Genomic DNA, 23713 nt, shown 5'->3' with positions numbered 1-23713 from the left:
CGATGCAGCAGAAGATGAAGACGGTCACGATCACCATCCAGGAAGACGGTGAACCCAGAGAAATAGAGATTCAGGTCCCCGATACCGGCGAAGGCGGCTGGGGAGACCTCTCGAAGAACAAGTACATCAACAAGCCCCACACCCGCGTGGACGCGGTCGACAAGGTCACCGGACGCGCCAAGTACACCGCCGACATCAAGTTGCCCGGCCTGCTCTACGGTCGCATCCTGCGGTCGGCCCACCCTCGTGCCCGGATCAACCGCATCGACGCCACCCGGGCGATGGCGCTGCCCGGCGTGAGCGTGGTGGTGCTTCCCAGCGACGACCCCGAGGTCTTCTCGCGGGAGTGCCGGTTCGCCGGACAGGAAATCGCGGCCGTGGCGGCGACGACGCCGGAGGTCGCCGAAGACGCGCTCCACGCTATCGACGTGGATTACGAGGTGCTGCCCTTCGTCGTGGACGAAGACGCGGCGCGGGACCCGGACGCGGCCCAGGTGCACAGTGACCGCGGAAACGTGGGCGAGCCCAGGGTCGGTGAGCAGGGCGACATCGCCGCGGGATTCGCCCAGGCCGACGTGACCCTCGAGGCCACCTACCGGTGCCAGGTGCAGTCCCACATCGCGCTGGAGACCCACGGCAACGTGTGCCAGTGGGAAGGCGACAAGCTGACGGTCTGGGCCTCCACCCAGGGCGTATTCAGCGTGCGCGGCGAACTGGCCGGGCATTTCGGCATCCCCGAAACGAACGTCCGCGTGATCACTGAATTCATGGGCGGCGGGTTCGGCGCCAAGTTCGGCGCTCGTAAAGAGGGCGTGATCTGCGCACTACTCGCCCGGAAGGCCGGGGCGCCCGTTAAGCTGATGCTGACGCGCAAGGAAGAGCACCTGGCCACCGGAAACCGGCCCTCCGCCGTGCAGCACGTGAAGCTGGGCGCGACGAGCGATGGCAAGCTGGTCGCCTACGAACGGAGCAACTACGGCACGCCGGGCGTCGCCGGCAGCGCCAACATACCCGGGGCGCCGTACCTGTACGAGATCCCCAATTACCGCATCGAACAGACGAGCGTGTTCACCAACGCCGGGCCGATGGCCGCCCAGCGCGCGCCGGGACATCCCCAGGCGGCCTTCGCCATGGAGTCCATGATGGACGAGATGGCCGAGGCGCTGGGCATGGACCCCATCGACATCCGCCAGATGAACGATCCGAATGAAGCGCGGCGCAACATGGTGGCCATGGGTGCGGAGCACATCGGATGGAAGACCCGCCGGAGCGCCACGCCCAATTCGCAGACCGGCCGGATCAAGACCGGCATGGGCGTGGGATCGGCCCGGTGGGGCGGCGGCGGTGGAAGGACGCAGGCCGAGTGTACCATCAATCCCGATGGGAGCGTGCAGGTGAAGTGCGGCACGCAGGACATCGGGACCGGGACGCTCACCCTGGTGCACATGGTCGCGGCGGAAGAGTTCGGGTTGAAGATGGAGGACATTTCCGTCGGCATCGGCGACACGAACTACCCTTATTCAGGCGGTAGCGGCGGAAGCACCACGGCCGCGTCGGTATCACCCGCCATCAAGGGTACGACGATGCTGGCGAAACTCGAGCTGTTCAAGAAGATCGCGCCTAACTTCGGCGTGGAACCCGGTGAACTCGTAGCCTCGGACGGGAATGTGTTCGTCGGGAGCGATCCTTCCAAGAGCATGACCTGGCAACAGGCCACGGCCCAGCTCGGGGACGAGCCCATCTTCTTCCACGGCCAGTGGCTGCCCGGCTACTCGGACAGCGGCGTGCCCGGCGTGCACTTCGTCGAGGTCAGCGTCGACACCGAGACCGGCCTGGTGAAGGTCGACCGGGTCGTGGCCGTCCACAACAGCGGCATGATCCTGAACCCGCTCACCTGGGCGAGCCAGGTAAACGGCGGCGTCCTGATGGGGATTGGATACGGCATGTACGAGAACCGCATCATGGATCCCGCGACGGGCTTCATGGTCAACGCCAACCTGGAAGACTACAAGCTCATGGGCTCCACGGACATCCCCGAAATCGAAATCCTCAGGTACGACGAACCGGAACGGGGCGTCATCGGCATCGGCGAACCCGCGACGATCCCGACCCCCGGCGCGATCGCCAACGCCATCTACAACGCCTGCGGCGCCCGCATTCGGGACATGCCGTTTACCCCCGACAAAGTGCTCAGCGCACTGGCCGCAGTGAAGGAGGGCTGACTCATGCAGAACTTTTCCTACGTCAATGCGACGTCGATAGAGCAGGTGCCTTCCCTTCTGGGCCGTAGCTGGGACGACGCGGTGGTCATGGCAGGCGGTACGGACCTGGTCGGCGAGATGAAGGACTACGCCGCCGTCCCGAAACGGGTGGTCAACCTCAAGTCCATCGAGGGGCTGGACTACATCCGGCAGGACGACGCCGGACTGCGTGTCGGCGCGCTGACCACGCTGACGGACGTTATGGAAAACGACGCCGTGTCGCTGGAACTGCCGGTGCTTCACCAGGCGGTATCCGTCATCGCCTCGCCGCAGATCCGCAACATGGGCACGCTTGCGGGGAATATCCTGCAGCGGCCGCGTTGCTGGTACTACCGCAGCGAGGATTTCCCCTGTCTCAAGAAGGGCGGGGCGAGGTGCTACGCGGTGGGCGGGGTCAATACCTACCACGCGATCTTCGGGTCCGGACCGAGTTACATCGTCCATCCCTCCGACGCGGCCCCCGCGCTCATGGCCCTGGGCGCCACGGTGAATATCCATGGCCCCCGCGGCGGGAACGAAGTCGCCATGGACGATTTCTTCACCATGCCCGAAATGAACATCCGGCGGGAGAACATCCTTCGGCCCAACGAGATCGTGACGGAAATCACGATCCCGAAGCCGGAGGCGAACAGCCGGGGCATGTTCCTCAAGGTGCGGGAGCGGGAATCCATCGATTTCGCTCTGGTTAGCCTGGCCGCGCAAATGACCGTGGTGAACGGGACCTGCGAACGGGCCAGCCTCGTACTGGGCGGCGTGGCGCCTATTCCGTGGCGCGCCCTCGAGGCGGAAGATTACCTCCGGGGCCGCAGGATCACGGAAGCCCGGGCGGAAAGCGCCGCGGAGGCCGCGGTGGAAGACGCCGCGCCCATGCCGCACAACGGTTACAAGGTGGAGATCGCGAAGAATCTCGTAAAACAGGCCGTTCTGGCCCTGGCGGCGTAGGCAGCCCCAACGTCGCAAGCAAGGAGTCTATCATGGCACAACCCGTATGCCGGTACCTGAGGACGAAATCGTTCTACACGGCGGAGAAGAACGACACGACCCTTACCGAGGAAAAACCCGGCCGCTCGTTCTGGTGCGTCCGTTCCGTGTCGGGCATCGGTCCCGACGACAAGGTCGTGGGACCCACGGAATGCGACGCCAACCGCACCTGCTTCGAAACCGTCGACGTGCGGTTCGTGTAAGGAGACGTCCGGCTTGAACGACTATGTCCATCGCGAGCTCCTGCCCCTGGGGGAGGACTCGACCCCGTACCGTCTGCTCACCAGCGATCACGTCTCATCGGGCACATTCGAAGGCAGGGACATTCTCAAGGTCGACACGGACGGCCTGATCCTGCTCGCGGACCAGGCCATCCGCGATAGTTCCCACCTGCTACGTCCCGAACACCTCGCCCAGTTGCGCAAGATCCTCGACGATCCGGAAGCGTCCGACAACGACCGTTTCGTCGCCATGGAGATGCTGAAGAACGCCAACATCTCCGCCGGCGGCATCCTGCCCATGTGCCAGGACACGGGAACGATCATCGTAACGGGCAAGAAGGGCAACCGCGTCTGGACGGAAGGCGACGACGAGTCCGCCCTTTCGCAGGGCACCATGAACGCCTTCCTCAGCACCAACCTGCGGTACAGCCAGCAGGCGCCGCTCGATATGTTCACGGAGACGAACACGCGGACCAACCTGCCCGCCCAGATCGAGATCTACGCGGACCGGGGGGACGAGTACAAGTTGATGTTCATGACCAAGGGCGGTGGGTCGGCGAACAAGAGCTTCCTATTCCAGGAGACCCGGGCGCTGCTGAACGAGGACCGGTTCCTTGATTTCGTCGACGAGAAGCTGCGCATGCTGGGCACGGCGGCCTGTCCGCCATACCACCTGGCCATCGTGGTGGGCGGCACCTCCGCAGAATACACGCTGAAAACGGCCAAGCTGGCGAGCGCGCGCTTCCTGGACACCCTGCCGACCGAGGGAAACGAGTACGGACAGGCCTTCCGCGACCTCGACATGGAAGCGAGGGTGCTGAAGATGAGCCAGGAAATCGGCATCGGCGCGCAGTTCGGCGGGAAATACTTCTGCCACGACGTGCGGGTAGTCCGCATGCCCCGGCACGGCGCTTCGTGTCCGGTGGGCATTGCCGTTTCCTGCGCCGCCGACCGGCAGATCCTGTCGAAGATCACCCGGGACGGGATCTTCCTGGAGCAGCTGGAGACCGAGCCGTCCAAATACCTGCCGGAGATCGCGGACGAGACCCTGGGCGGCGATGTGGTGGAAATCGACCTGAACCGGCCCATGGCCGAGGTCCGCGCCACCCTCAGCAGCTACCCGGTCGCCACGCGCCTGTCCCTGACGGGTCCCATGATCGTCGCCCGGGACATCGCCCATGCCCGGCTCAAGGAGCGGCTCGACGGCGGCGAGGAACTGCCGCAGTACTTCAAGGACCTTTGCGTCTACTACGCGGGGCCGGCCAAGACGCCGGAAGGATATGCCTCGGGCTCCTTCGGGCCGACGACGGCGGGCCGCATGGACACCTACGTGGACCAGTTCCAGGCGGCCGGCGGCAGCATGGTCATGCTCGCCAAGGGCAACCGGTCCGTCCAGGTCACCAACGCCTGCAAGAAGCACGGAGGGTTTTATCTCGGGTCCATCGGGGGGCCGGCCGCACGGCTGGCCAAGGATTCCATCCGGGAGGTCTCGATGGTGGAGTACCCCGAACTGGGCATGGAGGCCATCTGGCGCATCCAGGTGGAGAAATTCCCCGCCTTCATCGTGGTGGACGACAAGGGCAACGACTTCTTTTCAGGGTTCATGCGCCGGAACTGACCTGGCGCGTCATACTGTAGGCCGCGGCAAGCTCCGGTACAGACGGCGCTCCGGTGCGGCCACGCACCACGGCCTCCCTCGGCTTTATCTCAATACATCTATTCTGTGAGTTCAATTTCAAGGTGGGTCTCGGGCATGCTGCCGTCCGCCAGGACCAGCGGTTGCCAGGTCCACGTGGCCTGCCAGCGTTGGCCGCGCTGGTCGATCACCTGCCGGCGCAATAGGCTGATACGCCATACGTCTCCCGGAGCGGGTGCGACTTGCCCAGTGGTCCGATCGTAGGACGGCCCGGAAGCCTGCCCATCGGCCAGCCATTTCAAGCCTGCCCACGGCAGGGCCAACTCCACGGTCCAGCCCCGGTCGACCCGGTCCCTTCTGCCTGGTTCGCCGTCCACTTTCACCCCGGCCCGCAACCCGGGCATGCGCCAGTCCGAGAAGGCCCAGCGCATGGCGCGGATGTCGGTCCGCGTGTGCCCGCCCAGTACCTCGGGCTGGTGGACCGCCAGGTCGAATTCAGGCACGTGGAACCGGTCGTCATCCCGGTGGGCCTCCTTCCAGATGTAGCACATCTCCGAGGTGGCGCCCAGCGGATTCACGGCAAGGTCGTAGTACGCGCCGTGACCGGTGATCAGCACACCCACGTGGCTGTCCTCCCGTACCTCGTGAGCGGAGTCCTCCTGGGTGGCCTGAATATCGCGATCCTCCAGCCAGAAACCGATGTAGAGGCACTCGTCGTCCCAGGCCATAGCCGCCGTGGTATCGAACAGGGCACGGGTGCCCGAGTGATCGCTGAACAAAGGAGATCGCTCCGCTAGCGACCACGTTTCCTTGCCCAGGTCGCCGTCCACAACCAGGTCTCCTCGCGTCTTCCGGCACCGGTATCGAAAGGGCCGCCCGGACTGCGCGTTACCGATGACGCCTTCCTGGACCACGCGATTAACCGGTTCATCGCTCGTCGCCTGTGGTGCGCCGCCTGGCACCTGAAGTTCGCTACTTGTCGATCGCCCCTCGCTCTCACCCACCGTTTTTTCGGAGAAATGGATTACGCTGAAGCGATCGGGAATGTGCGAATCGTAGATCCCGTGGCTGTTCCAGGCCCATCCCGGACACGTCCTGTAACCGCCTTCGTCGATCCACTGGAATCGCGAGAAATCCATGCGCCAGATATCTCCTTCCCTCGCCGGCAGCGAGCGCCCGTCCGCCAGGTGCTTCAGGCCCTGCCAGGGGAAGGCGATCTCGGCCGTCCATCCCCGGTCCCGGTCGGTCGAGTCATTGATGGTGCCGTCCACGTGCACCGCCCACTTCAAGCCCGGCAGGTCCCACTGGCGGAACGCCCATCGGCGGCCACGCGGATGGGCGTGGCCGGTCTTGATTCCCCCGAGCGTATCCACCAGGTCGGTGCCCTGGAGGTCGAATTCGGGATGCGCGCCGAATCCGGCCTCCACGTAGGCGTTCTGCCACACGTAGAACCGTTCCATGATCGTGCCCAGGGGGTTCATTTCGAATTCATAGTAACTGTCTCTCCCGGCGATGAAGACCTCCACGTCGTTCTCCTCGCAGATCATGGAATCGCGCTCCGTGTACGTCGCCCGCACGTCTGGGTCCTCCACCCAGAAGCCCACGTACAGGCAGTCGTCGTCCCAGAGCACCGCGGCCCGCGTGTCGAACAGCCCCGGCCGGCCCGGCTCCTCCAGGTCCTCGAAGCGCGGCGAACGGACGGCGTGTTGCCACGAAGCCTCGTCGAGCCGACCGTCCACCACGATGGGACCGATGGTGCGACACGCGTTGTAGTGCTTCAACCCTTCTTCCGAATAGCCCCAGTCACTGGTCATGCGCTTGATCTCCAAAATGTTCTAATCCCTTGACACTCCTCGGACATATCCGTCCGCCTACGCCTCCCACGGCACTACCAGCCCGAATTTCGCGGCGACCTCGATGAGTTTGTCCCGGGTCCCAGGTGGCAACGGAATCCCATGCTCGATGCGCTCCCGGTGGACGAGTTCCTCCGGTTCGCCCGGCACGAAGAGTTCGTCGACCCCTTCAACGCGCGGCAGGCCCTTCATGGCCGAGACGAGCTCATCGATCTGCGTGCGGTAGGTGTCCGGATCGGTGAACGCCGCGATATCGATGGCGCCGATGAAGCTGTTCTGCACGCCGGGTCGGGCGCCGGGTCCCGTGATGGCGGCCGTCAACAGGGGATTGCCGACCATCAGGCTCGACAGGCACTCGAAGATGAGGGCCAGTCCATACCCCTTGTAGCCGGCCGCGGGCTGCAGGAACCGGGCTTTGCGGGGATCCGTCGTCGGATGTCCGTTTCCGTCCAGCGCCCACGTGTCGGGAATGGACTCGCCCCGGTCCACGGCCACGTCCAGTTTGCCGAAGGCGGCCACGCTCGTGGCCATGTCCAGGGATATGGCACGACCGTCGCTGCCCGGTACGGCGATGGCGATCGGACTGTTGTGCACCCCCGGGGCCCGCGCGCCCGGAGGCGCCATGTTCGGCGGATTGCAGACGGAAGCGATACCGGCCATGTTCTCCCGGGCGGCCATCTGCGCGTAATATGCCATGGCGCCCTGGTGGGTCGTGTTTCTGATCAGCACCCATCCGATACCCGCCTCGCGGGCCTTCTCGACAGCCTGGTTCATGGCGTAGGTCGTGACCACCGGTCCGAAGGCGCGATCAGCCTCGATGAGCATCGTGGCGGGCGTCTCCCTTTCGATCCGGATATTCGGCCGGGGATTGTAGTGTCCGGCTTCCACCGAGTGGACATATCCGTTGACCCGCTGGACGCCATGGGAGTCCACCCCCCGCAGGTTCGCCCATACCAGCACTTCGGCTTCGATGGCCGCGTCTGAAGGCGTCAGGCCGACCTGCTCGAATACCGCCGCCGTGAAAGCCCGCAGTTTCTCCCCATCCACACGGATGTCCGCCATGAGACTCCTTTCCGATCGGTGTCGCTGCAACGCCTTGCGGTCTCCCGGATCACGGTGCCGGACATCTGCATCCGCGTCATGAAGCACCGCGAGACCGTGTCGCCGCAACCGCCTGGGTATCATCAGACTGGCGTAAGATAGATGGGTGGATCGCGCCGCGCCAGAGGTTACTTACTCCCTGGAGATCCGGGCGATCGGATTCGCACACGGCATCGAATCGGGACCCAGGCAACCGGGGCGTCCTGGTCACTATCTTCGTCGTTGACAAAGCCCACGATGGTCGGTAAAGTTCCCATGCATTCGGAGCGCAGCGATATTCGTCAGATACGCCATTATCATGATCCTGATCCAGATATTACGGATATACCTGGTCCTCATCATCGTCCGCGCGATCATGTCCTGGTTCAACCCGGACCCGGCCTCGCCGCTCGTACGTCTGCTGACGTGGCTGACGGAACCGGTCCTGTTGCCCTTCAGGCGGATCATTCCACCCATTCCCGTTCCAAAGACGAACGTTCGGATCGACCTGGCCCCGGTCTTCGTGCTGTTGATCGGCGGCTGGTTGTTAACCAAGCTGCGTTACTGACCATGACCGAAACAAGCCACCCCTGACGGAGATAAACCACCCATGATCGTCGTGGGACTCGAGACATCTTCCACGATCGCCGGGATCGCCGTGATCCGGGACCGCAAGGTGATGGCCGAAGCGTCGCAGGAACTGGGCGGCGTGCATGCTGAAAAGCTGCCCGGAATGCTGGAACGTATCATGGACGACCTGGACGTGCAGTGGCCGGAAGTGGAAGGATTCGCGATCTCGATCGGTCCTGGATCCTATACCGGACTGCGGGTAGGATTAAGCCTGGTCAAGGGCCTTGCCTACGTGACGAAGCGGCCGGTCGCCGCCGTGCCCACGCTCGACGCCATCGCCTTCCAGGCGCCCTGGTGCAGGTATCCCGTCCACGTGCTGACCGACGCCCGCAGGGGTCAGGTCTACGAAGCCCGCTACGATACGTCTGGAGGTCGGCCCGAGCGGCAGTCCGAATTCAGGGTGGGGCCGCTCGAAGACGTGTTGGCATCCATCGAGAACAAAGTGTTGCTCGTCGGCAGCGGTGTCGACGCGTACCAACCGGACATCGTCGCCATTCTCGGTGCACGGGCCTGCTTCCCGCCCGCGGGCACGGGTCGGCTGATGGCCTCCTCGACAGCGTTCCTCGGCCTGGACCGCCTCAAGCGGGGCGAGCAGTTCGATCTGAACGCGCTCGAACCCCTGTACCTGCGAAAAACCGACTTCGCCCGGCAGCCGCCGTCCCGGCTCGAACAGACCGAACAGACGCCACCGGCTGATGCTTCCCCTGCCCCACCTGGCCCGAGTGGCCGGGCCAAAACCTCCTCTGAATGACCCATGTCCGAGGCGAAACCCTTCGTCATAGGGGAAATGGACCGTTCACACCTCCCCCAGGTCCTGGAAATCGAGCGGGCGTGCTATCCAGCGCCCTGGTCAGAATCCGCCTTTCACCATGAAATGACATCGGGGTCATCCGTCGCTCTGGTCGCAATGGATGGGGAGTCGGTCGCGGGCTTCCTGGTGGGGTGGATCGCTGCCGACCAGGTGCACGTCGCCAACATTGCCGTAGCCGCCGGGTATCGGCGCCGAGGTGTCGGAACCGTGATGATGCTGCGGCTTATCGAGGAGGCGGTCCGACGGGGGTGCACTTCCTCCAGCCTGGAAGTGCGCGAGTCGAACCTGGCGGCCCGGTCGATGTACGGCCGGTTGGGATACCACGCGGTGGCCCTGAGGAAGTCCTACTATTCGAGTCCTGCCGAAGACGCCGTGGTCATGGTGAAAAACCTGGAGGAATAAGACTGGGCTTCGGCGCTATCGAAAGGCATTGACGCCGCCCGTCACCAGCTTCTTCAGCACCGTAGACGCGGATCGACCGATCTGTTCCGTGGAAGCGTGGTCGCGGTAGACGCGGCTGCCGCCCTCGGCGATCCTGCGCAACAGTTCGCGGTCCCCGTGCAACCGGCGGATGGCTTCGGCGAGCGCATCCGGGTCTCCGCGCCTGCACAGCAGGGCGCTTTCCCCGTCGGCCAGAAGTTCACGGACAGCCGGTGAGTCCGCCGTGATGACCGCCTTTCCCGCCGAGAGGGCCACGAACACCTTGCCCGGAATCACGCGGACTGCTTTGTCCGACGTACCGAAAATTCCGAGACACACGCCCCATCCCTGCAGGAACCGGTGCAACTGCTCGTAGGGTATCCAGTCCGTGAAGCGTACGTTCTCCAGGTTCAGTCTCCGCGCGGTTTCGTGTATTTCATCCGTCAGTTGACCCGACCCGACGAAGTGAAATTCGATATCCGGAACGTCCTTCAGGCGGTTCGCCGCTTCCAGCATGAACGGCAAGCCGTGCAGCGGTATGAACTTGCCGACGAACATGACCCTGAAAGGCGTGTCCTCCGAGGGCGGGCCTTCGTCAGGCGTGTCCTCCGTAGGCGTGCCTATAGCGGGCGGGCTACCATAAGCATCCGGATCGCTCACACCCTCTCCGTTCACACCCTCCAGCGCGTCCGGGTCCACGGCGCCGACGAATACCCGGGCAAACCGCTGCCGCGGCAGGTTGAATGCCTGCACGAAGTAGTCTATATGGGCTTCCGTGTCGAGCAGCACGAGGTCCGACCTCCCACAGGTCTGTCGATCCAGCCAGCGCAGAAAACGGCTCATGAGCGTGCCTTCCGCAATGGACCGGCGGTCATCGACGAGGGTATCGTAAAGGGAGATCAACGGGCTGAAGACGAGGGGCCGGCGCGGAAACCGGGTGAGCAGCCAGGCCAGCGGCATATCGAAATGACCGATGTATCCGACCAGCATGACCTCGTAACGGCCGACTGTGAAGACATACTTGAGCAACAGCCGGAGGCAGGCCAGCTTCAGCTCGACCGCGCGCAGGACAAGCGAGAACGGACCCAGGTACCGGCCGGTCTTGTCCCTTTCCTTCTCCCAGAGGGGCACATGGCATTCCAGCACCTGCCAGCCGGCCCGCTTCAGGCCTTCGGCGAGCGTCCGGTTACGCGGATAGTCGCGTTCGTAGGTGCCGAAGAAACAAATCCGGCCGCGCGGGGTGGGGGTCATGACCTCATCCCAGCCGCTCCCGGACAGCGTAGTCTTCCGTGCGCCGGGCCTGGTGGGCGATCATTTCGGCGATCAGCCCCATGGAGACCAACTGGATGCCGAGGACCATGAGGAATACGGAGAACAGCAGCAGGGGACGGGTCCCGATCCCGACGCCGGTCAGCCAGAGCCAGGTCAGGTAGAGCGCGATGCCCACGCCGACGACGAAGGACAATAGGCCGAAGGAGCCGAAGAGGTGGAGCGGCCGCCGGGTGTAGTTCGACACGAAATACACGGTCAGCAGGTCGAAGAAACCGTGGGTGAACCGTCCCAGGCCGAACTTGCTGTGGCCGTGTTTCCTGGGATGATGCAGCACCGGCGTTTCCGTCACGCGGAAACCGGCCCAGTGCGCCAGTACCGGCAGATAGCGGTGGAGTTCGCCGTAGACGGGAATAGTCTCCACGACGGCACGGCGATAGGCTTTCAGTCCGCAGTTGAAATCATGCAGCCTCAGGCCGCTGACGATCCCCGTGACCCGGTTGAACAGCTTTGAAGGGATGCGCTTGGACAGCGGGTCCTTCCGCGTTTTCTTCCAGCCGGACACCAGGTCGAATCCCTCGTCCAGCAGGTCGACCATGGCGGGCACTTCCGCGGGATCGTCCTGCAGGTCTCCGTCCATGGTCACAACGACCTCGCCGCGGCTCGCTTCGAAGCCGACGGCCAGCGCCGCGGACTTTCCGTAGTTGCGGCGGAACCGGATGGCCCTCACCCGGTCGTCGGCCTCACGAAGCCGGCGCAATTCGTCGAAGGACCCATCCCGGCTTCCGTCGTCGATATAGAGCACCTCGAAGGACTTTCCCGACGCCTCGAGGGCCGCCACGATACGCTCGTGGAGCTCCCGAAGGCTCTCCGCCTCGTTGAACAGGGGAATCACGACGGTAATGTCCATCTACTCCTCCCTGTCATCCGCTTTCGCCGGTTCGTCACGCGGCATCGGTGTTTTCCCCCATGGAACGCCGGATCACCTGCAGCGTCTGCCGGGCCGTGTTCTCCCAGGTGTAGAGCCTGCTCCTCGCCACGGCGTTTTTAGCAAGCCGTTCACACTTCTCCCGGTCGCGAAGCAAATCGATCAACGCACGCGCCATGGCCTCCCGGTCCCCGGGCGGGACCAGCACGCCCGTTTCCCCGTCGACTACGGCGTCCCGGAGTCCGGGCACCCGCGCAGCCACGACCGGCACGCCGCAGGCATTGGCCTCGATCACGGTGATGCCCCATCCTTCCTTGCTCGAAGGATAGGCCGCCACCTCGGCGCGGGTCAGCAGGCGCAGTTTTTCTTCCTCGGAAACGAAACCCGTGAAACGCACCGCGTCGTCCAGCCCCATGGAGCGCGTCAATGCCTCGAGCGCGCGCCGCCGGTCGCCCGTGCCCACGATCACGAGACGCGCACCGGGTACCTCCTCGCGGACGATCGCCATGGCCTGGATCAGGTGGTCCACGTTCTTGTACTTCTTGAGGCGGCCGAGGTAAATGACCAGGCCGGCTTCCTTCCGGTCCGGAACGGCCGGCGCATCCTTCTGTTCCGCCTCGGCCGGCGCCCCGACGGTTCCGGCGTCCAGAAACCGGGTGTCCAACCCGTTGTGCACGACGCTGACCCGGTCCGCCGCGACCCCCATCCTGACAAGTTCGTCCCGGGTGCTTTCGGAGACCGCTTCGAAGAGGCAGCGCCGGTACACCCGGGGAATCAGCCGTTCCATGAAGTACAGGTAGGTCGCGAGCACCGGGTTGATCTCCCGGTAGAACGTGCTCCCGAAAAGATGGTGCAGCAGGACCATCAGCGGGGGACCATCCATAAACCAGGGCAGCAGTGCCGGGATCTTGTTGATGTCTTCGATGACGACGTCGAAGGACCGTTGAGCCAGGCGTCTTCGATAGTACCAGGGCGCGGTCAGGTTGAACGTCCATTTCCCGCCGTGCCGGATGACGTCGATCCCGTCGATCTGCTCAGATTCCGCCGCGCCGGGAGACCGGCTGCAGAGCAGGGTGACCTCGTTCCCCCATGCGGCGATCCGAGAGAATGTCTCGTGCAGGTGTACTTCGGCGCCGCCCGCTTCCGGGTTGTGGATATCCCTCCAGTTTATGACCAGAATGCGCATTGGACTGAACCGGCTGGCGGCGCGCCGCGAGGCATCAGCACGGTGCGACCCCGAGCCGCCCCCGACACCGGCGCGGCCAGACCTAAAGAAACCGTCTTCGACCCCGGACGCGGCCCGGCCTCAGGGAGCGCTCGCGTCGCTCGCATCGCCGGCTTCCTTGAGATCCTCGATCATGTCCTGTACGACCGTATCCCCTGGAGCGATCCGCTGCCACCTCTCAAGCGTTTCAAGCATGCGGTCCGAATCATCCATCCGGAAATAGAGATTCACCAGTTGATCGTATCCCGTGGCGTATTCGGGATGGGCGGAAACGCCCCGTTCCAGCAGCTCGGCGGCCTCAGCCTCGCGGCCCAGTCTCCGCAGGGACTGGCTCAGAATGGTATACCCGTCGAAGGTACTGAATTCTCCCGCCAGCTCCGACGCCAGGTCCTCGACGCCGGCAAATTCGCCCCGGTCGGCGTTGAACTGTATGAGCATCAGCCGTTCAAGCGCGCCGTTCGTTATGTCGTACTCCAGGTACTTCTCGATGGTCTCGATGGCCTGGTCCGGCCGGCCGCGTCGCCACTGGTTCAACGCCAGTTGATGGAAGGACACGGTGTAATTCCGCAGGAGAGTGCGGACCTGCGGGTCCTTGTAGACTTGCGGATCCGCTATGCCGCGGTACTGGTAGACGTTCCAGAGGTTGTGCCGGGTCCGCTCCACGTCCATCAGGTCCGGGTCGGGATCCGGAAGGACCTGCCAGACCATGCCTTCCAGCTGCATGTAGTCAACCAGGCCCACGTCGTTCTCCGGCGAGACGGTCACGGCGAAGTATACGGGTTTTTCCCAGTTGTTCTGCTCCAGTATATGCAGGATCATCAGGTCCTGTACCCTGAGATACCCGATGTCCTCGCCCAGCATGCCGGCCGGGGGCACGGTCCACGTAATGCCCGCGCGGCTCACTTCCCGTTCTTCCCAGCCCTGGATGTTCAGCATGTCGATGGTCTCGTCGGCCAGTGTGATGGGCACCCTGGGCTCCATGTGCTTCAGTTGCTTGATGTACCAGTTCGTGTTGAGGAGACTGAGATTTATTACCCGCACGTCCTTGCGGAGACCTTCCACTTCCTGGAGGAACCAGAGCGTGAAGGTGTCGTTGTCGCCGTTCGTGAAGATGAGACCGTTCTCGTCGCAGGATTCCAGCATGTTGTAGGCGTAGTCGTAGGGTATGTAATTGCCTTCCCGGGAGTGGGACTCGTAGTGATAGGCAAAGGGGACCAGGGGCAGCGCGGTCATCAGCACGGCGATGCCGGCCGTTCCTTTCTCCACGGGCAGCCGCAGCCTGCCCAGCCAGACGCCGACCTGGTGCAGCAGTGACCGGACGCCGATCCCCATCAGCACCGCGGCGAATACGAAGGCGGGGGTGTAGAAGTAGTCCCGGATGCGGACCTCCCGCTGTATGCCGCGCGAACCGTCCGAAAAGTTCATGTAGAGGATGAGCCCGACACTGCAGATCAGCAGCATGGCGCCCAGGAATACCGTGCTTCGGCGGTCCCGTTCCACCTGGGAAATGATACCCAGGGCGACCAGCAGGACGGGAAAGAGCCAGAAGGGAAAGGACGGGGCGCTGAACTGACGGGAAAAGAAGCGCCAGAACCCCATGTTTTCTCCGTTTCCGAACTGGGAGGACCAGCTGCCCTTTCTGTTGAACATCGATTCGAACATGCTTTCCTGGCCGTACTGCTTGCGTTCCAGGAACCCCTCGAAGTTCTGCCAGGTCGACGGATCGTTCTCGTTGATGATGGGCTGCTGGGCCGCACGGATCGGCACGTAGAAGTTCACGGAATAACCCAGTACGGCGAGAAAGAGCACCACCGTCCAGAACGGCCACTTGTAGCGCCCGGGATCGTCGGCCGTGGCCGAGACCAGGGCAAGGGCTGCGCTCACCAGCGCCAGGCTGAACATCACCGTGCCGAACGTGGCCTCGAATCCGCCGATCACGATCAGTGGAAGTCCATTGTATGCGCCCACCCCTTCCATGCCGAAGAACATCACGGCGACGGCGGCGATGCACAGCAGTACCAGGTAGCCCCACGGCAACCGCCCCCTGGTGAGGACCAGTCCGGCGATGGCCAGAGGCACCGCAACGAAAAACACGTCGATGGAAGCCACGACGCTGAACAGGATCAGACCCATGGCCGCGCAGAGCAGCACCAGCTTCCGGTTCGAACGGATGACCCGGTCCGTGAAGACCACGCAGAGGAACGCGGCCGGCAGAATCAGCATGGTGAACATGTGCACGGCGATGCCGAGAAAGGCCAGGTAGCCGACCAGGAAGAGATAACGTTCGCTGCCGTTCTGCTCGTGCCGTTCGATCCAGTGCAGCATCAACCAGGTACAGGTCATCATGCACAGCATGGAAAGCGCGTAGGTTTCGGCTTCCACCGCGTTGAACCAGAACGTATCGGAGAAGGCCAGCAGAAGCCCGCCCGTCAATGCGCTGCAACAGACGGCCAGGCTTTCGTAGAGGGACAGTCTGTCCCGGTCCCGATTGAGTGTAACCGCCTTCACGATGACCAGGTAAACGGCCGTCAACGTGAGCGCGCTGAAGAGGCACGAAGAGAAATTCACCAGCCAGGCAATGCCCATGCCCAGGTCGGGCAGTACGGTGAAGAGCCGGCCGATCAGAATGTAGAGCGGGGATCCCGGTGGATGGGGGATGCCCAGGATATAGGACGCCGCGATGAATTCGCCGCCGTCCCAGAAGGGCACCGTGGGCGCGATGGTCCTGGTATACACGGCCAGCGACACGAGGAACGCCACCGCCATGCCGGTCAGGGAAACAACGCGATAAGCAACCATGAGCTCGAAATCCTCAGTCAATCATTAGTCACCGGCCGAATTCAAGCGTCACCGGCCGGATCCAAGCGTCACCGGCCGAATTCAAGCCGCTCCGCGAGCAGGTCCGGCAGGCCGGCCTTGCGAATCTTCCGCTGCGCGGTTTCCAGGTCGTAGGCAACCCGCTTGATCTCGATCTGCTTCATCTCCGTATCGTATACGCAGTACGCCGCCCGGGGATCCCCGTCCCGTGGCTGGCCCACGCTGCCCACGTTCACGATGTAACTGCGCTCTGATGCCAGATCAAGGGCGAGTTCAAGGGCGGACGACGGGACCTGCCTGCTGCGGTCCTCCGCGTTCCGCTTCTCGAATATCAACGGCACGTGCGTATGGCCCAGTGTGCAAAGCGCCAAATCGGCGGGAATCGCCTCGAAGGCTTCGTCCGCCTGCCAGGGCGAAGTCAGGTAGGTCCATTCCTCCGGACGGGCCGGGCTCGCGTGGACGATGAAAAGATCATCGTTCCGCCAGACATAGGGCATCCCTCCCAGGTAGCGCCGGCCGTCGGGCGTAAGCTGCCGCCGCGTCCAAAGTGCCGCTTCCGCCGCATAAGGGTTGAACGAGGAGATATCCAGCTTCCCGATCGCGGCATGGTCGTGATTGCCCGCGATCACGTCCGTCGTCAGTCCGGAAACGCGGTCGAGGCACGCATTGGGACTGGCGCCGTATCCCACAATGTCGCCCAGGCAAAGGTAATGGCCGATACGCTCACCGGCCATCGCTTCGAGTACGGCATCCAGCGCTTCCAGGTTCCCGTGTATGTCGGAAAGAATGCCGTATCGCACGTCGAGGTTTCATTCCCTGTGTATGCGCTGGCAAGCCGATCGGGCAGGATCAGGCCTGGTCCGCCGCCGTGAGATGTCTCGCGGCCACGGCGTCCAGGACGCCGTTGACGAACCCACCGGACTGTTCCGTGCTGTACTTCTTGGCCAGTTCGATCGCTTCGTTGATGGATACCGCAGTTGGAATATCAAGAAAAGCGATGAGTTCGCAGGCGCCCAGCCGGAGGATGCAGTCGTCGATGCGGGCCACGCGGTCCCGGTCCCAATGCCGCACCACTGCGGTGATGTGACCGTTCACGATCTCTTCGTGCTCCAACAGCCGATCGATCAATGCCTCGGCGAAACTTTGGGCGTGCTCGGACGCCAGGGGCCACCCGGGCAGTCCGGGAAGGGCCTTGCCGGGATCACCCCCGGTCTGTTCGGCGAGATAAAGCGATTGCAGCGCCAGTTCACGGCCCAGGCGACGTTCCCCCGCGCGTACGTTCACTCCGGATCCCCTGGACCGTCGGGACCGCCTGGACCGCCCGGTCCGCATAACCTGCGCATCACGTCCGCCATTTCCAGGGCCGCCAGCGCGGCGTCCCAGCCCCGGTTGCCCGACTTCGTGCCCGCGCGTTCGATGGCCTGTTCGAGGTTCTCCGTGGTCAGCACGCCGAAGATCACCGGCACCCCGGTGTCCCGGGCCGCGGCGGCAATCCCGCCGGCCGCTTCCCCGGCCACGTAGTCGAAGTGGGGTGTGGCGCCCCGGATGACGCATCCCAGGCAAATCACGGCGTCATAATTGCCGCTTGCCGCCATCTTCCGGGCCACCAGCGGGATCTCGAAAGCGCCCGGCACCCAGACTACGTCGATCCGGTCTTCCTCCACCCCGTGGCGGTGAAGCCCGTCCAGTGCGCCCTTCAGCAGGGACTCGGTGATGAACCCGTTGAAACGGCCGGCCACGATGCCGATCCGGTCGTCTCCACCGTTCTCCAGGCTGCCTTCAATTGTTCTCGTCACGCAGGTACTCCTTGCAGATTGCGTCCGGCGCGGCACGTGCACATCAAAGCAGGCTGTCGAATCCGACGTCGTCCGGTGGCTCTTCCAGGTCGAGCAGGTGGCCCAGCTTCCCACGCTTGGTCTTGAGATATCCCACGTTGTAACAGTTCGGAAAAGTCTGCAGCGGGACGCGTTCGGTCACCTCGAGTCCGTACCCCTCGATCCCGAACCGTTTCGACGGGTTGTTGGTCATGATCCGGATCGTGGTCAGTCCAAGGTCCGCCAGGATCTGGGAACCGATTCCGTAATCGCGGGCGTCCACGGGCAGGCCCAGCGCCAGGTTCGCTTCCACCGTGTCATGACCCTGGTCCTGGAGGGCGTAGGCCCTGAGCTTGTTGGCCAGCCCGATGCCCCGTCCCTCCTGGCGCATGTAAAGGAGCACGCCGCTGCCTTCGTCGCTGATGCGCTTGAGCGCCTGCTGCAGCTGGTCGCCGCAGTCGCATCGCATGGACCCGAAAACGTCCCCCGTGAGGCACTGGGAGTGCACGCGTACGAGCACGTTCGGCTCACCGTCCACGTTGCCCTTGACCAGGGCGACGTGGTGGTCGCCGGTCAGCTGGTCCTCGTACAGGTGGGACTCGAATTCCCCGTGCCTGCTGGGGATGGTCGTCGTGACCACCCGCTTGACGAGTTTCTCACTGCGCCGGCGATACTCGATCAGGTCCTTGATCGTAATGATCTTCAGGTCGTGCTCGTTCGCGATCTCGACCAGCCGGGGCAGGCGGGCCATGGACCCGTCGTCGTCCATGATCTCGCAGAGTACGCCAGCGGGGTAGAGGCCGGCCAGCTTCATCAGGTCGACCGTGGCCTCGGTGTGTCCGGCCCGGCGCAACACACCGCCGTCGAAGGCCTGCAGCGGAAAGATATGGCCCGGACGCGCCAGGTCCTCGGGCCTGCTTCCCTGGCGGACGAACACCTGGACCGTCTCGGCGCGGTCCGCCGCCGAGATGCCCGACGTCGTACCATTCACGGCATCGACGGATACGGTGAAGCGCGTGCTGTGCAACGCCGTGTTGACCTCTTCGCCGACCATGGCGGGCACTTTCAGCTCATCCAGGCGTTCGCGCGTGGTCGGAAGGCAGATCAGTCCACGGCCGTACCGGGCCATGAAATTAATGGCCGCCGGAGTAGTTCTTTCGGCGGCCATGATGAAATCGCCTTCGTTTTCGCGGTCTTCGTCGTCGATGACAATCAGTATGCGCCCGGACTTGATCTCCTCGACTGCTTCCGGGATGGTACAATAGGGGGACGACATGCTTTAAAACCGTTTTGTTCGGTCGACCGGTCTCGGCGGGCCCTGGTCTGTAGTCGAACCGCCGCCGGGTCTTGCCGACGCTACATGCGTTCTCTCAACCAGGATTCGGTGATGGGTGACGAACCTGGTAGCGTTCCGTGGCTCGTATCGCCGCCGGCATGCAAAAGGGACGCGACGTACCGGCCTATCATGTCTACTTCTATGTTCACCTCGTCACCGATCTGCCTGCCGCCGAACGTCGTAATCGACGCGGTGTGCGGGATGATCGATACGGCGGCCAAACTACCCGTCAGACCGGCGATTGTCAAGCTTATTCCATCCAGTGCGATGGACCCTTTCTCTATGACGAAGGGCGTCAGATCATCCGGTATTTCCACCTCGTACCACAGACTGTTGCCCCGTTCTTCCCGCGCCGCGATACGTCCCACGCCGTCCACGTGCCCCTGGACCAAGTGGCCGTCAATACGGTCCGAAAGACGCAGCGGCCGCTCCAGGTTGACCTGGTGCCCGACGTTCAGACTACCGAAGGTCGTCCGGGAGACCGTTTCGGGTACGAGTTCCACGGAGAACGCCTCGCCGCCGGTGTCCACGACGGTCAGGCAGACGCCGTTGACGGCGACGCTGGCACCCTGCTCGAAGTCCGGCGCCATGGACGGCGCTTCCACGGTCAGCCTGAGGCCGCTCGCGTCCTCACCAGGACCAACTTTTTCGCCGGCGGGTTGCTCGCCCGTACCAGGGGCCTCGCCTGCGTCCACGACCGTGTTGCCGCCCAAGGTGTTCTCGCCAGCGTCATCGCCCGACGTGCTTTCGCCGGCAGTCCGGTCCAGCGACCGGACGATGCCCGTGGTTTCAACAATACCCGTAAACATGGATCATACTCCGTACCAATTTCATGCTACGTGCCAAGTGCGAATGGCGTGCCCGTGCCAGGTTCATGTTACGTGCCGACCTGCACCGATGATTTCCACAGGCGCGGATTCCAACTGCCTGGGACCTTCGCAGGCGCCGATGGCCGACTGCTCACGACCTTTTCAGGCATAGCCCGGCGTGCCCGTGACAAGTAGATCGCCGTCCAGTTGCTCCACTTTCGTATCGTTCAACTGGATCGCCTTTGAAAGGTCGTCCAGTGCCAGGTCGGCGATCGATGGGATCCCCGCGCCCAGTATGCGTGGCGCGACGAAGCAGGCGATCCGGTCGACGGCACGTTCCCGCAGGAAGGAAGCAGCCACTCGGCTGCCGCCTTCTACCATCAGGGTCACGATCCCGGCCTTTCCAAGCGCCGATTTGAGTGGGGCTATAGGAATGGATCCATCCCCGCCAGGTAATACCATCACCTCGGCGCCCGTCCCTTTCAGTCTGTTAACCCGATCCGCGGGCGCGGTCTCCGCAACGCACACCGTCGCCGGTGCTTCGCCGTTCAATACCCGAGCGTCCAGCGGAGTGCGGGCCCGGCTGTCGAGCACGATGCGACGAGGCTGGCGGCCGTCCACGTGCCGGACCGTGAGCCGCGGGTCGTCCGCCAGCACGGTGTCGATGCCCACGAGTACGGCGTCCGCCCGGCTGCGCATCAGGTGGACCCGATTCCGCGCGGCCTCCCCGGTGATCCACTTCGAATGGCCGTTCCGCGTGGCGATGCGTCCGTCCAGCGTCTGGGCGAGCTTGAGCAGCACGAAGGGCTGGCCGGTTTCCCGGTGGCGTACGTAGGCCTCGTTCAGTTCCCGCGCGTCCGCTTCCAGCAGGCCCGTCTCCACGGTCATGCCGGTCGCACGCAACCGCTCGATCCCTTTGCCCGACACGCGCCGGTCCGGGTCGGCCATGGCGACGTGGACGTGGGCGATGCCCGATGCGATGATCGCGTCCGTGCACGGCGGCGTGTTGCCCTGGTGGCAGCAGGGCTCCAGGGTAACGTACAAAGCGGCCCCCTGTGCGCGGCTGCCCGCTTCCTCGAGCGCCTGCGGCTCGGCATGCCGCCCGCCGTATTCCCGGTAGTACCCCTCGCCCAGGACGACGCCGTCGCGTACGACCACGGAACCCACCATGGGATTGGGACTGGTACGCCCTATTCCCCGCGCCGCGAGGTCCAGCGCCCGGCGCATGAATTCCACGTCATGATCCGATTTCGTCATGGCGTAAGCTAGAGGATTTGTGAAGTTGGTGTCAAGCCTTTTGCCCTTGACAACGGGGGGTTCGGCCCCTAGTTTGCGCCAGATTGTCGGCGCGAATCGAACCGCAGAAAGGAGATTTCGATGGCCACCCTGCCGGAGGCCGAATACATCTGGTTCAACGGGCAACTGGTACCCTGGCGAGACGCGAAGATCCACGTGCTTTCCCACGTGGTGCACTACGGTTCGAGTTTCTTCGAAGGCATGCGCTGCTACAAGACGAATCAAGGCTCCGCGGTGTTCCGGCTCCAGGAGCACGTGGACCGGCTCTTCGACTCCTGCAAGATCTACCGGGTGGAAATTCCCTACTCCAACGCGGAAATCAGCGAGGCCGTCCTGGAGACCATCCGTTCCAACAAGCACGCTTCCTGTTACGTCCGACCCGTCGTGTACCGCGGGTACGGCCTGCTGAGCGTCGATCCGCTGGGATGCCCCGTTGAAGTCGCCATCGGGACATGGGACTGGGGCGCCTATCTCGGCGACGACGTAATGGAGAACGGCGTGGACGTTTGCATTTCGTCCTGGACCCGTCCCGCACCGAATACCCACCCCGCCCTCTCAAAGGCCGGCGGTAACTACCTCAATTCCCAGTTGATCCGCATGGAGGCCATCGAGAACGGGTACAGCGAAGGCATTGCGCTGAACACCGACGGCCTGATCAGCGAGGGAAGCGGCGAGAACATCTTCGTCGTGAAGGAAGGCCGGGTCATCACGAACAGCCTGGCGGCCTCGGTCCTCGGCGGCATCACCCGCAACTCCGTCATGACGCTCGCCCAGGACGCCGGGTTCGAGGTCGTCGAACAGGACATCCCCCGGGAGATGCTCTACATCGCCGACGAGGTTTTCTTCGTGGGCAGCGCCGTGGAGGTGACGCCGGTCCGGTCCATCGACCGCATCACCGTGGGCGGCGGGTCACGCGGTCCGGTCACGAAGGAGATCCAGGACCGTTTCTTCGCGGTCACGACAGGCGAAGGCGAAGATGCCCACGGCTGGCTGACCTACGTGTGACCTGCTGCGCGGCAGCCGGCTGCATTCCAGCGGGCGAGTAACCCTACCCCACCCACACCGGGTGATCCGCCCCCAGGTGTTTGTATCCGTCAGTCAGCATCCGTGCACTGCCGCCGTCGGCATCGACCAGCCAGATGGCACTCGGTGATCCCACCTCGGCGCGGCAGAAGGCGAACTGCGAACCGTCGAGCGACCAGGCGGACCGGAAGTTCCAGACCAGGGGTTCATAGGGGATGAACTCCGATTCCTCTCCCGAAAACGGATCGAGCAGGCAGATGGCGGTGCCGCCGCGGGCGTCTTCCGGGTAGTAATCCCGGTTGAAATGGTCTGTGTCCGGCCGTTGCGCCTGGTACGGCCAGGCCGTCCGGGAACCAGGCTCCGCGCGGGTGTAGGTGACCCTTTTCCCGTCCGGCGTCCACTGGGCGATGTTGGAACCGCCGCCCCGCGAGTCCGGGCTGCCATAGGACGTGGCGAACCACTGGCGCTGGCCGGTCGTGACTTTCCTGTGGATCGCGCCGTCGGGGCCGACCGGAGAGCCTGGACTCCCCAGACACACATCGGCCCAGTCGTGCCCAGGATCATCGGGATAGTGGCAGTCCTGGTAGATCAGCCACTGTCCGTCCGGCGACCACATGGGACCGAAGTACAGGTGCCCTTGGGCCCCAGCGACTTCCACCCGGTTTCCTCCATCCAGGTCCGACACGAATATGCAGTAGCTGTCCCGGCCATCCAGCATGGTCGCATGATAGGCGAACCTGCGTCCGTCCGGGCTGATCTGCACGCAGTATACAAACCCGTCCTCCTCGCCCGTGATCTCACGCGGATCGGATCCGTCCAGGTCCATGGTCCAGATGCGCTGTTTCCCGTCGATGATCGGGTTCGTCACGAGACGGTCCTCTCCCGGCAGGATATGGGTGCATCCCATGAACGGCGCGGGCCGGTTCTCCAGGGCGATCTCCTCCAGCAAGCGGTCTTCCTCCAGGTCGTAAATCCAGAGATGGACCCGCACGTTGCCTTCCCAGGCTTTTCCGGGTTCGTAGCCGGACAGAATGATCCTTCGGCGGTCTTCGAAGACGGGTCCCCAGCCCCAGCTTGCCATGCCCGGAGCGTCCGGATTCGGATACCAGACTCGCATGTCCGAGTCGGCCACAGACCGGGGGACTTCCGTGCCCGCCGTGGCCCCGGCACCATCCAGATCGATCACACCCAGTCGTCCGTGAGCGTTGAAGAGTATTCGCCGGTGCGTGTTACTCATGCTGATTCCCGCTATTCCCGCTGTGGCGGCCGACAGTGCATCCGCTGCACCGCGGTCCGTGCGTCG

General features: G+C 63.9%; 21 protein-coding genes. 8 read left to right on the top strand and 13 right to left on the bottom strand.

Going from position 1 to position 23713, the window contains the following annotated elements; genetic code table 11:
• Positions 1-2: 2 nt before the first annotated feature.
• Genes OXH56_10630 through OXH56_10615 form a run of 4 tightly spaced genes read left to right on the top strand, consistent with a single transcriptional unit; the run spans position 3 to position 5081 of the window.
• On the top strand, positions 3-2222 hold the full coding sequence (locus OXH56_10630) for a xanthine dehydrogenase family protein molybdopterin-binding subunit (protein MCY3555765.1): 2220 nt from the start codon (positions 3-5) through the stop codon (positions 2220-2222).
• 3 nt (positions 2223-2225) lie between these two features.
• Entirely contained in the window at positions 2226-3203 is a 978-nt protein-coding gene (locus OXH56_10625) for a xanthine dehydrogenase family protein subunit M (GenBank protein MCY3555764.1), read from the top strand.
• Between the two features lie 32 nt (positions 3204-3235).
• Positions 3236-3445: a hypothetical protein gene (locus tag OXH56_10620; GenBank protein MCY3555763.1), complete on the top strand. Its 210-nt coding sequence runs from the start codon at positions 3236-3238 to the stop codon at positions 3443-3445.
• Between the two features lie 13 nt (positions 3446-3458).
• Positions 3459-5081, top strand: a complete 1623-nt coding sequence (locus OXH56_10615) for a fumarate hydratase (GenBank protein MCY3555762.1) — start codon at positions 3459-3461, stop codon at positions 5079-5081.
• Positions 5082-5179: 98 nt separating this feature from the next.
• Here the strand turns inward: OXH56_10615 and OXH56_10610 are convergent, their stop codons facing one another.
• Both OXH56_10610 and OXH56_10605 read right to left on the bottom strand, forming a co-directional pair.
• Complete coding sequence (locus OXH56_10610) at positions 5180-6913, bottom strand: carbohydrate-binding family 9-like protein (protein ID MCY3555761.1); 1734 nt, start codon at positions 6911-6913, stop codon at positions 5180-5182.
• A 57-nt stretch (positions 6914-6970) separates the two neighbouring features.
• Positions 6971-8014 carry an Ldh family oxidoreductase gene (locus OXH56_10605; protein MCY3555760.1) on the bottom strand — a complete coding sequence of 348 codons (1044 nt, stop codon included), beginning with the start codon at positions 8012-8014 and terminating at the stop codon, positions 6971-6973.
• A gap of 337 nt (positions 8015-8351) precedes the next feature.
• On the opposite strand from OXH56_10605, the gene OXH56_10600 reads away from it, so the two are divergent.
• From OXH56_10600 to rimI, 3 genes are read left to right on the top strand one after another with little or no spacing between them, the layout of a single operon-like run.
• Positions 8352-8600 (top strand): YggT family protein, encoded by a 249-nt coding sequence (locus OXH56_10600; protein ID MCY3555759.1) that lies wholly within the window; start codon positions 8352-8354, stop codon positions 8598-8600.
• Positions 8601-8642: 42 nt separating this feature from the next.
• Positions 8643-9413, top strand: coding sequence for a tRNA (adenosine(37)-N6)-threonylcarbamoyltransferase complex dimerization subunit type 1 TsaB (gene tsaB, locus OXH56_10595; GenBank protein MCY3555758.1), 771 nt, complete (start codon positions 8643-8645; stop codon positions 9411-9413).
• 3 nt (positions 9414-9416) lie between these two features.
• Entirely contained in the window at positions 9417-9875 is a 459-nt protein-coding gene (gene rimI / locus OXH56_10590) for a ribosomal protein S18-alanine N-acetyltransferase (protein ID MCY3555757.1), read from the top strand.
• A gap of 15 nt (positions 9876-9890) precedes the next feature.
• Here rimI and OXH56_10585 read toward each other — a convergent pair whose 3' ends face one another.
• The 10 genes from OXH56_10585 to ribD all read right to left on the bottom strand — a co-directional run bounded on the left by OXH56_10585 (position 9891) and on the right by ribD (position 21348).
• Positions 9891-11144, bottom strand: coding sequence for a glycosyltransferase (locus OXH56_10585; protein ID MCY3555756.1), 1254 nt, complete (start codon positions 11142-11144; stop codon positions 9891-9893).
• Between the two features lie 4 nt (positions 11145-11148).
• Positions 11149-12072, bottom strand: coding sequence for a glycosyltransferase family 2 protein (locus OXH56_10580; protein ID MCY3555755.1), 924 nt, complete (start codon positions 12070-12072; stop codon positions 11149-11151).
• A 34-nt stretch (positions 12073-12106) separates the two neighbouring features.
• A complete protein-coding gene (locus tag OXH56_10575; protein MCY3555754.1) occupies positions 12107-13276 on the bottom strand; it encodes a glycosyltransferase family 4 protein in 1170 nt (389 codons plus the stop codon).
• Between the two features lie 120 nt (positions 13277-13396).
• The gene (locus tag OXH56_10570; protein ID MCY3555753.1) at positions 13397-16114 is read right to left on the bottom strand and encodes a DUF2723 domain-containing protein; all 2718 of its coding nucleotides are present in this window, start codon (positions 16112-16114) and stop codon (positions 13397-13399) included.
• Positions 16115-16182: 68 nt separating this feature from the next.
• Complete coding sequence (locus OXH56_10565) at positions 16183-16932, bottom strand: metallophosphoesterase family protein (GenBank protein ID MCY3555752.1); 750 nt, start codon at positions 16930-16932, stop codon at positions 16183-16185.
• Between the two features lie 49 nt (positions 16933-16981).
• Positions 16982-17416 carry a transcription antitermination factor NusB gene (gene nusB / locus OXH56_10560; GenBank protein MCY3555751.1) on the bottom strand — a complete coding sequence of 145 codons (435 nt, stop codon included), beginning with the start codon at positions 17414-17416 and terminating at the stop codon, positions 16982-16984.
• Positions 17413-17928: a 6,7-dimethyl-8-ribityllumazine synthase gene (ribE, locus tag OXH56_10555; protein ID MCY3555750.1), complete on the bottom strand. Its 516-nt coding sequence runs from the start codon at positions 17926-17928 to the stop codon at positions 17413-17415. The genes nusB and ribE overlap by 4 nt, the downstream gene beginning before the upstream one ends.
• A 43-nt stretch (positions 17929-17971) precedes the next feature.
• Entirely contained in the window at positions 17972-19222 is a 1251-nt protein-coding gene (locus OXH56_10550) for a bifunctional 3,4-dihydroxy-2-butanone-4-phosphate synthase/GTP cyclohydrolase II (GenBank protein ID MCY3555749.1), read from the bottom strand.
• Between the two features lie 80 nt (positions 19223-19302).
• Entirely contained in the window at positions 19303-20091 is a 789-nt protein-coding gene (locus OXH56_10545; GenBank protein MCY3555748.1) for a riboflavin synthase, read from the bottom strand.
• A gap of 162 nt (positions 20092-20253) precedes the next feature.
• Positions 20254-21348, bottom strand: a complete 1095-nt coding sequence (gene ribD, locus OXH56_10540; protein MCY3555747.1) for a bifunctional diaminohydroxyphosphoribosylaminopyrimidine deaminase/5-amino-6-(5-phosphoribosylamino)uracil reductase RibD — start codon at positions 21346-21348, stop codon at positions 20254-20256.
• A gap of 120 nt (positions 21349-21468) precedes the next feature.
• On the opposite strand from ribD, the gene OXH56_10535 reads away from it, so the two are divergent.
• A complete protein-coding gene (locus tag OXH56_10535) occupies positions 21469-22392 on the top strand; it encodes a branched-chain amino acid transaminase (GenBank protein ID MCY3555746.1) in 924 nt (307 codons plus the stop codon).
• Positions 22393-22435: 43 nt separating this feature from the next.
• Here the strand turns inward: OXH56_10535 and OXH56_10530 are convergent, their stop codons facing one another.
• A complete protein-coding gene (locus OXH56_10530; protein MCY3555745.1) occupies positions 22436-23647 on the bottom strand; it encodes a serine/threonine protein kinase in 1212 nt (403 codons plus the stop codon).
• Between the last annotated feature and the right edge of the window lie 66 nt (positions 23648-23713).

It is taken from the genome of Gemmatimonadota bacterium (genome assembly GCA_026702745.1).
Taxonomy (GTDB): domain Bacteria; phylum JAAXHH01; class JAAXHH01; order JAAXHH01; family JAAXHH01; genus JAAXHH01.
Note: the sequence above shows the minus strand (reverse complement) of the source record. Positions and strands in the feature narration are given on the sequence as shown.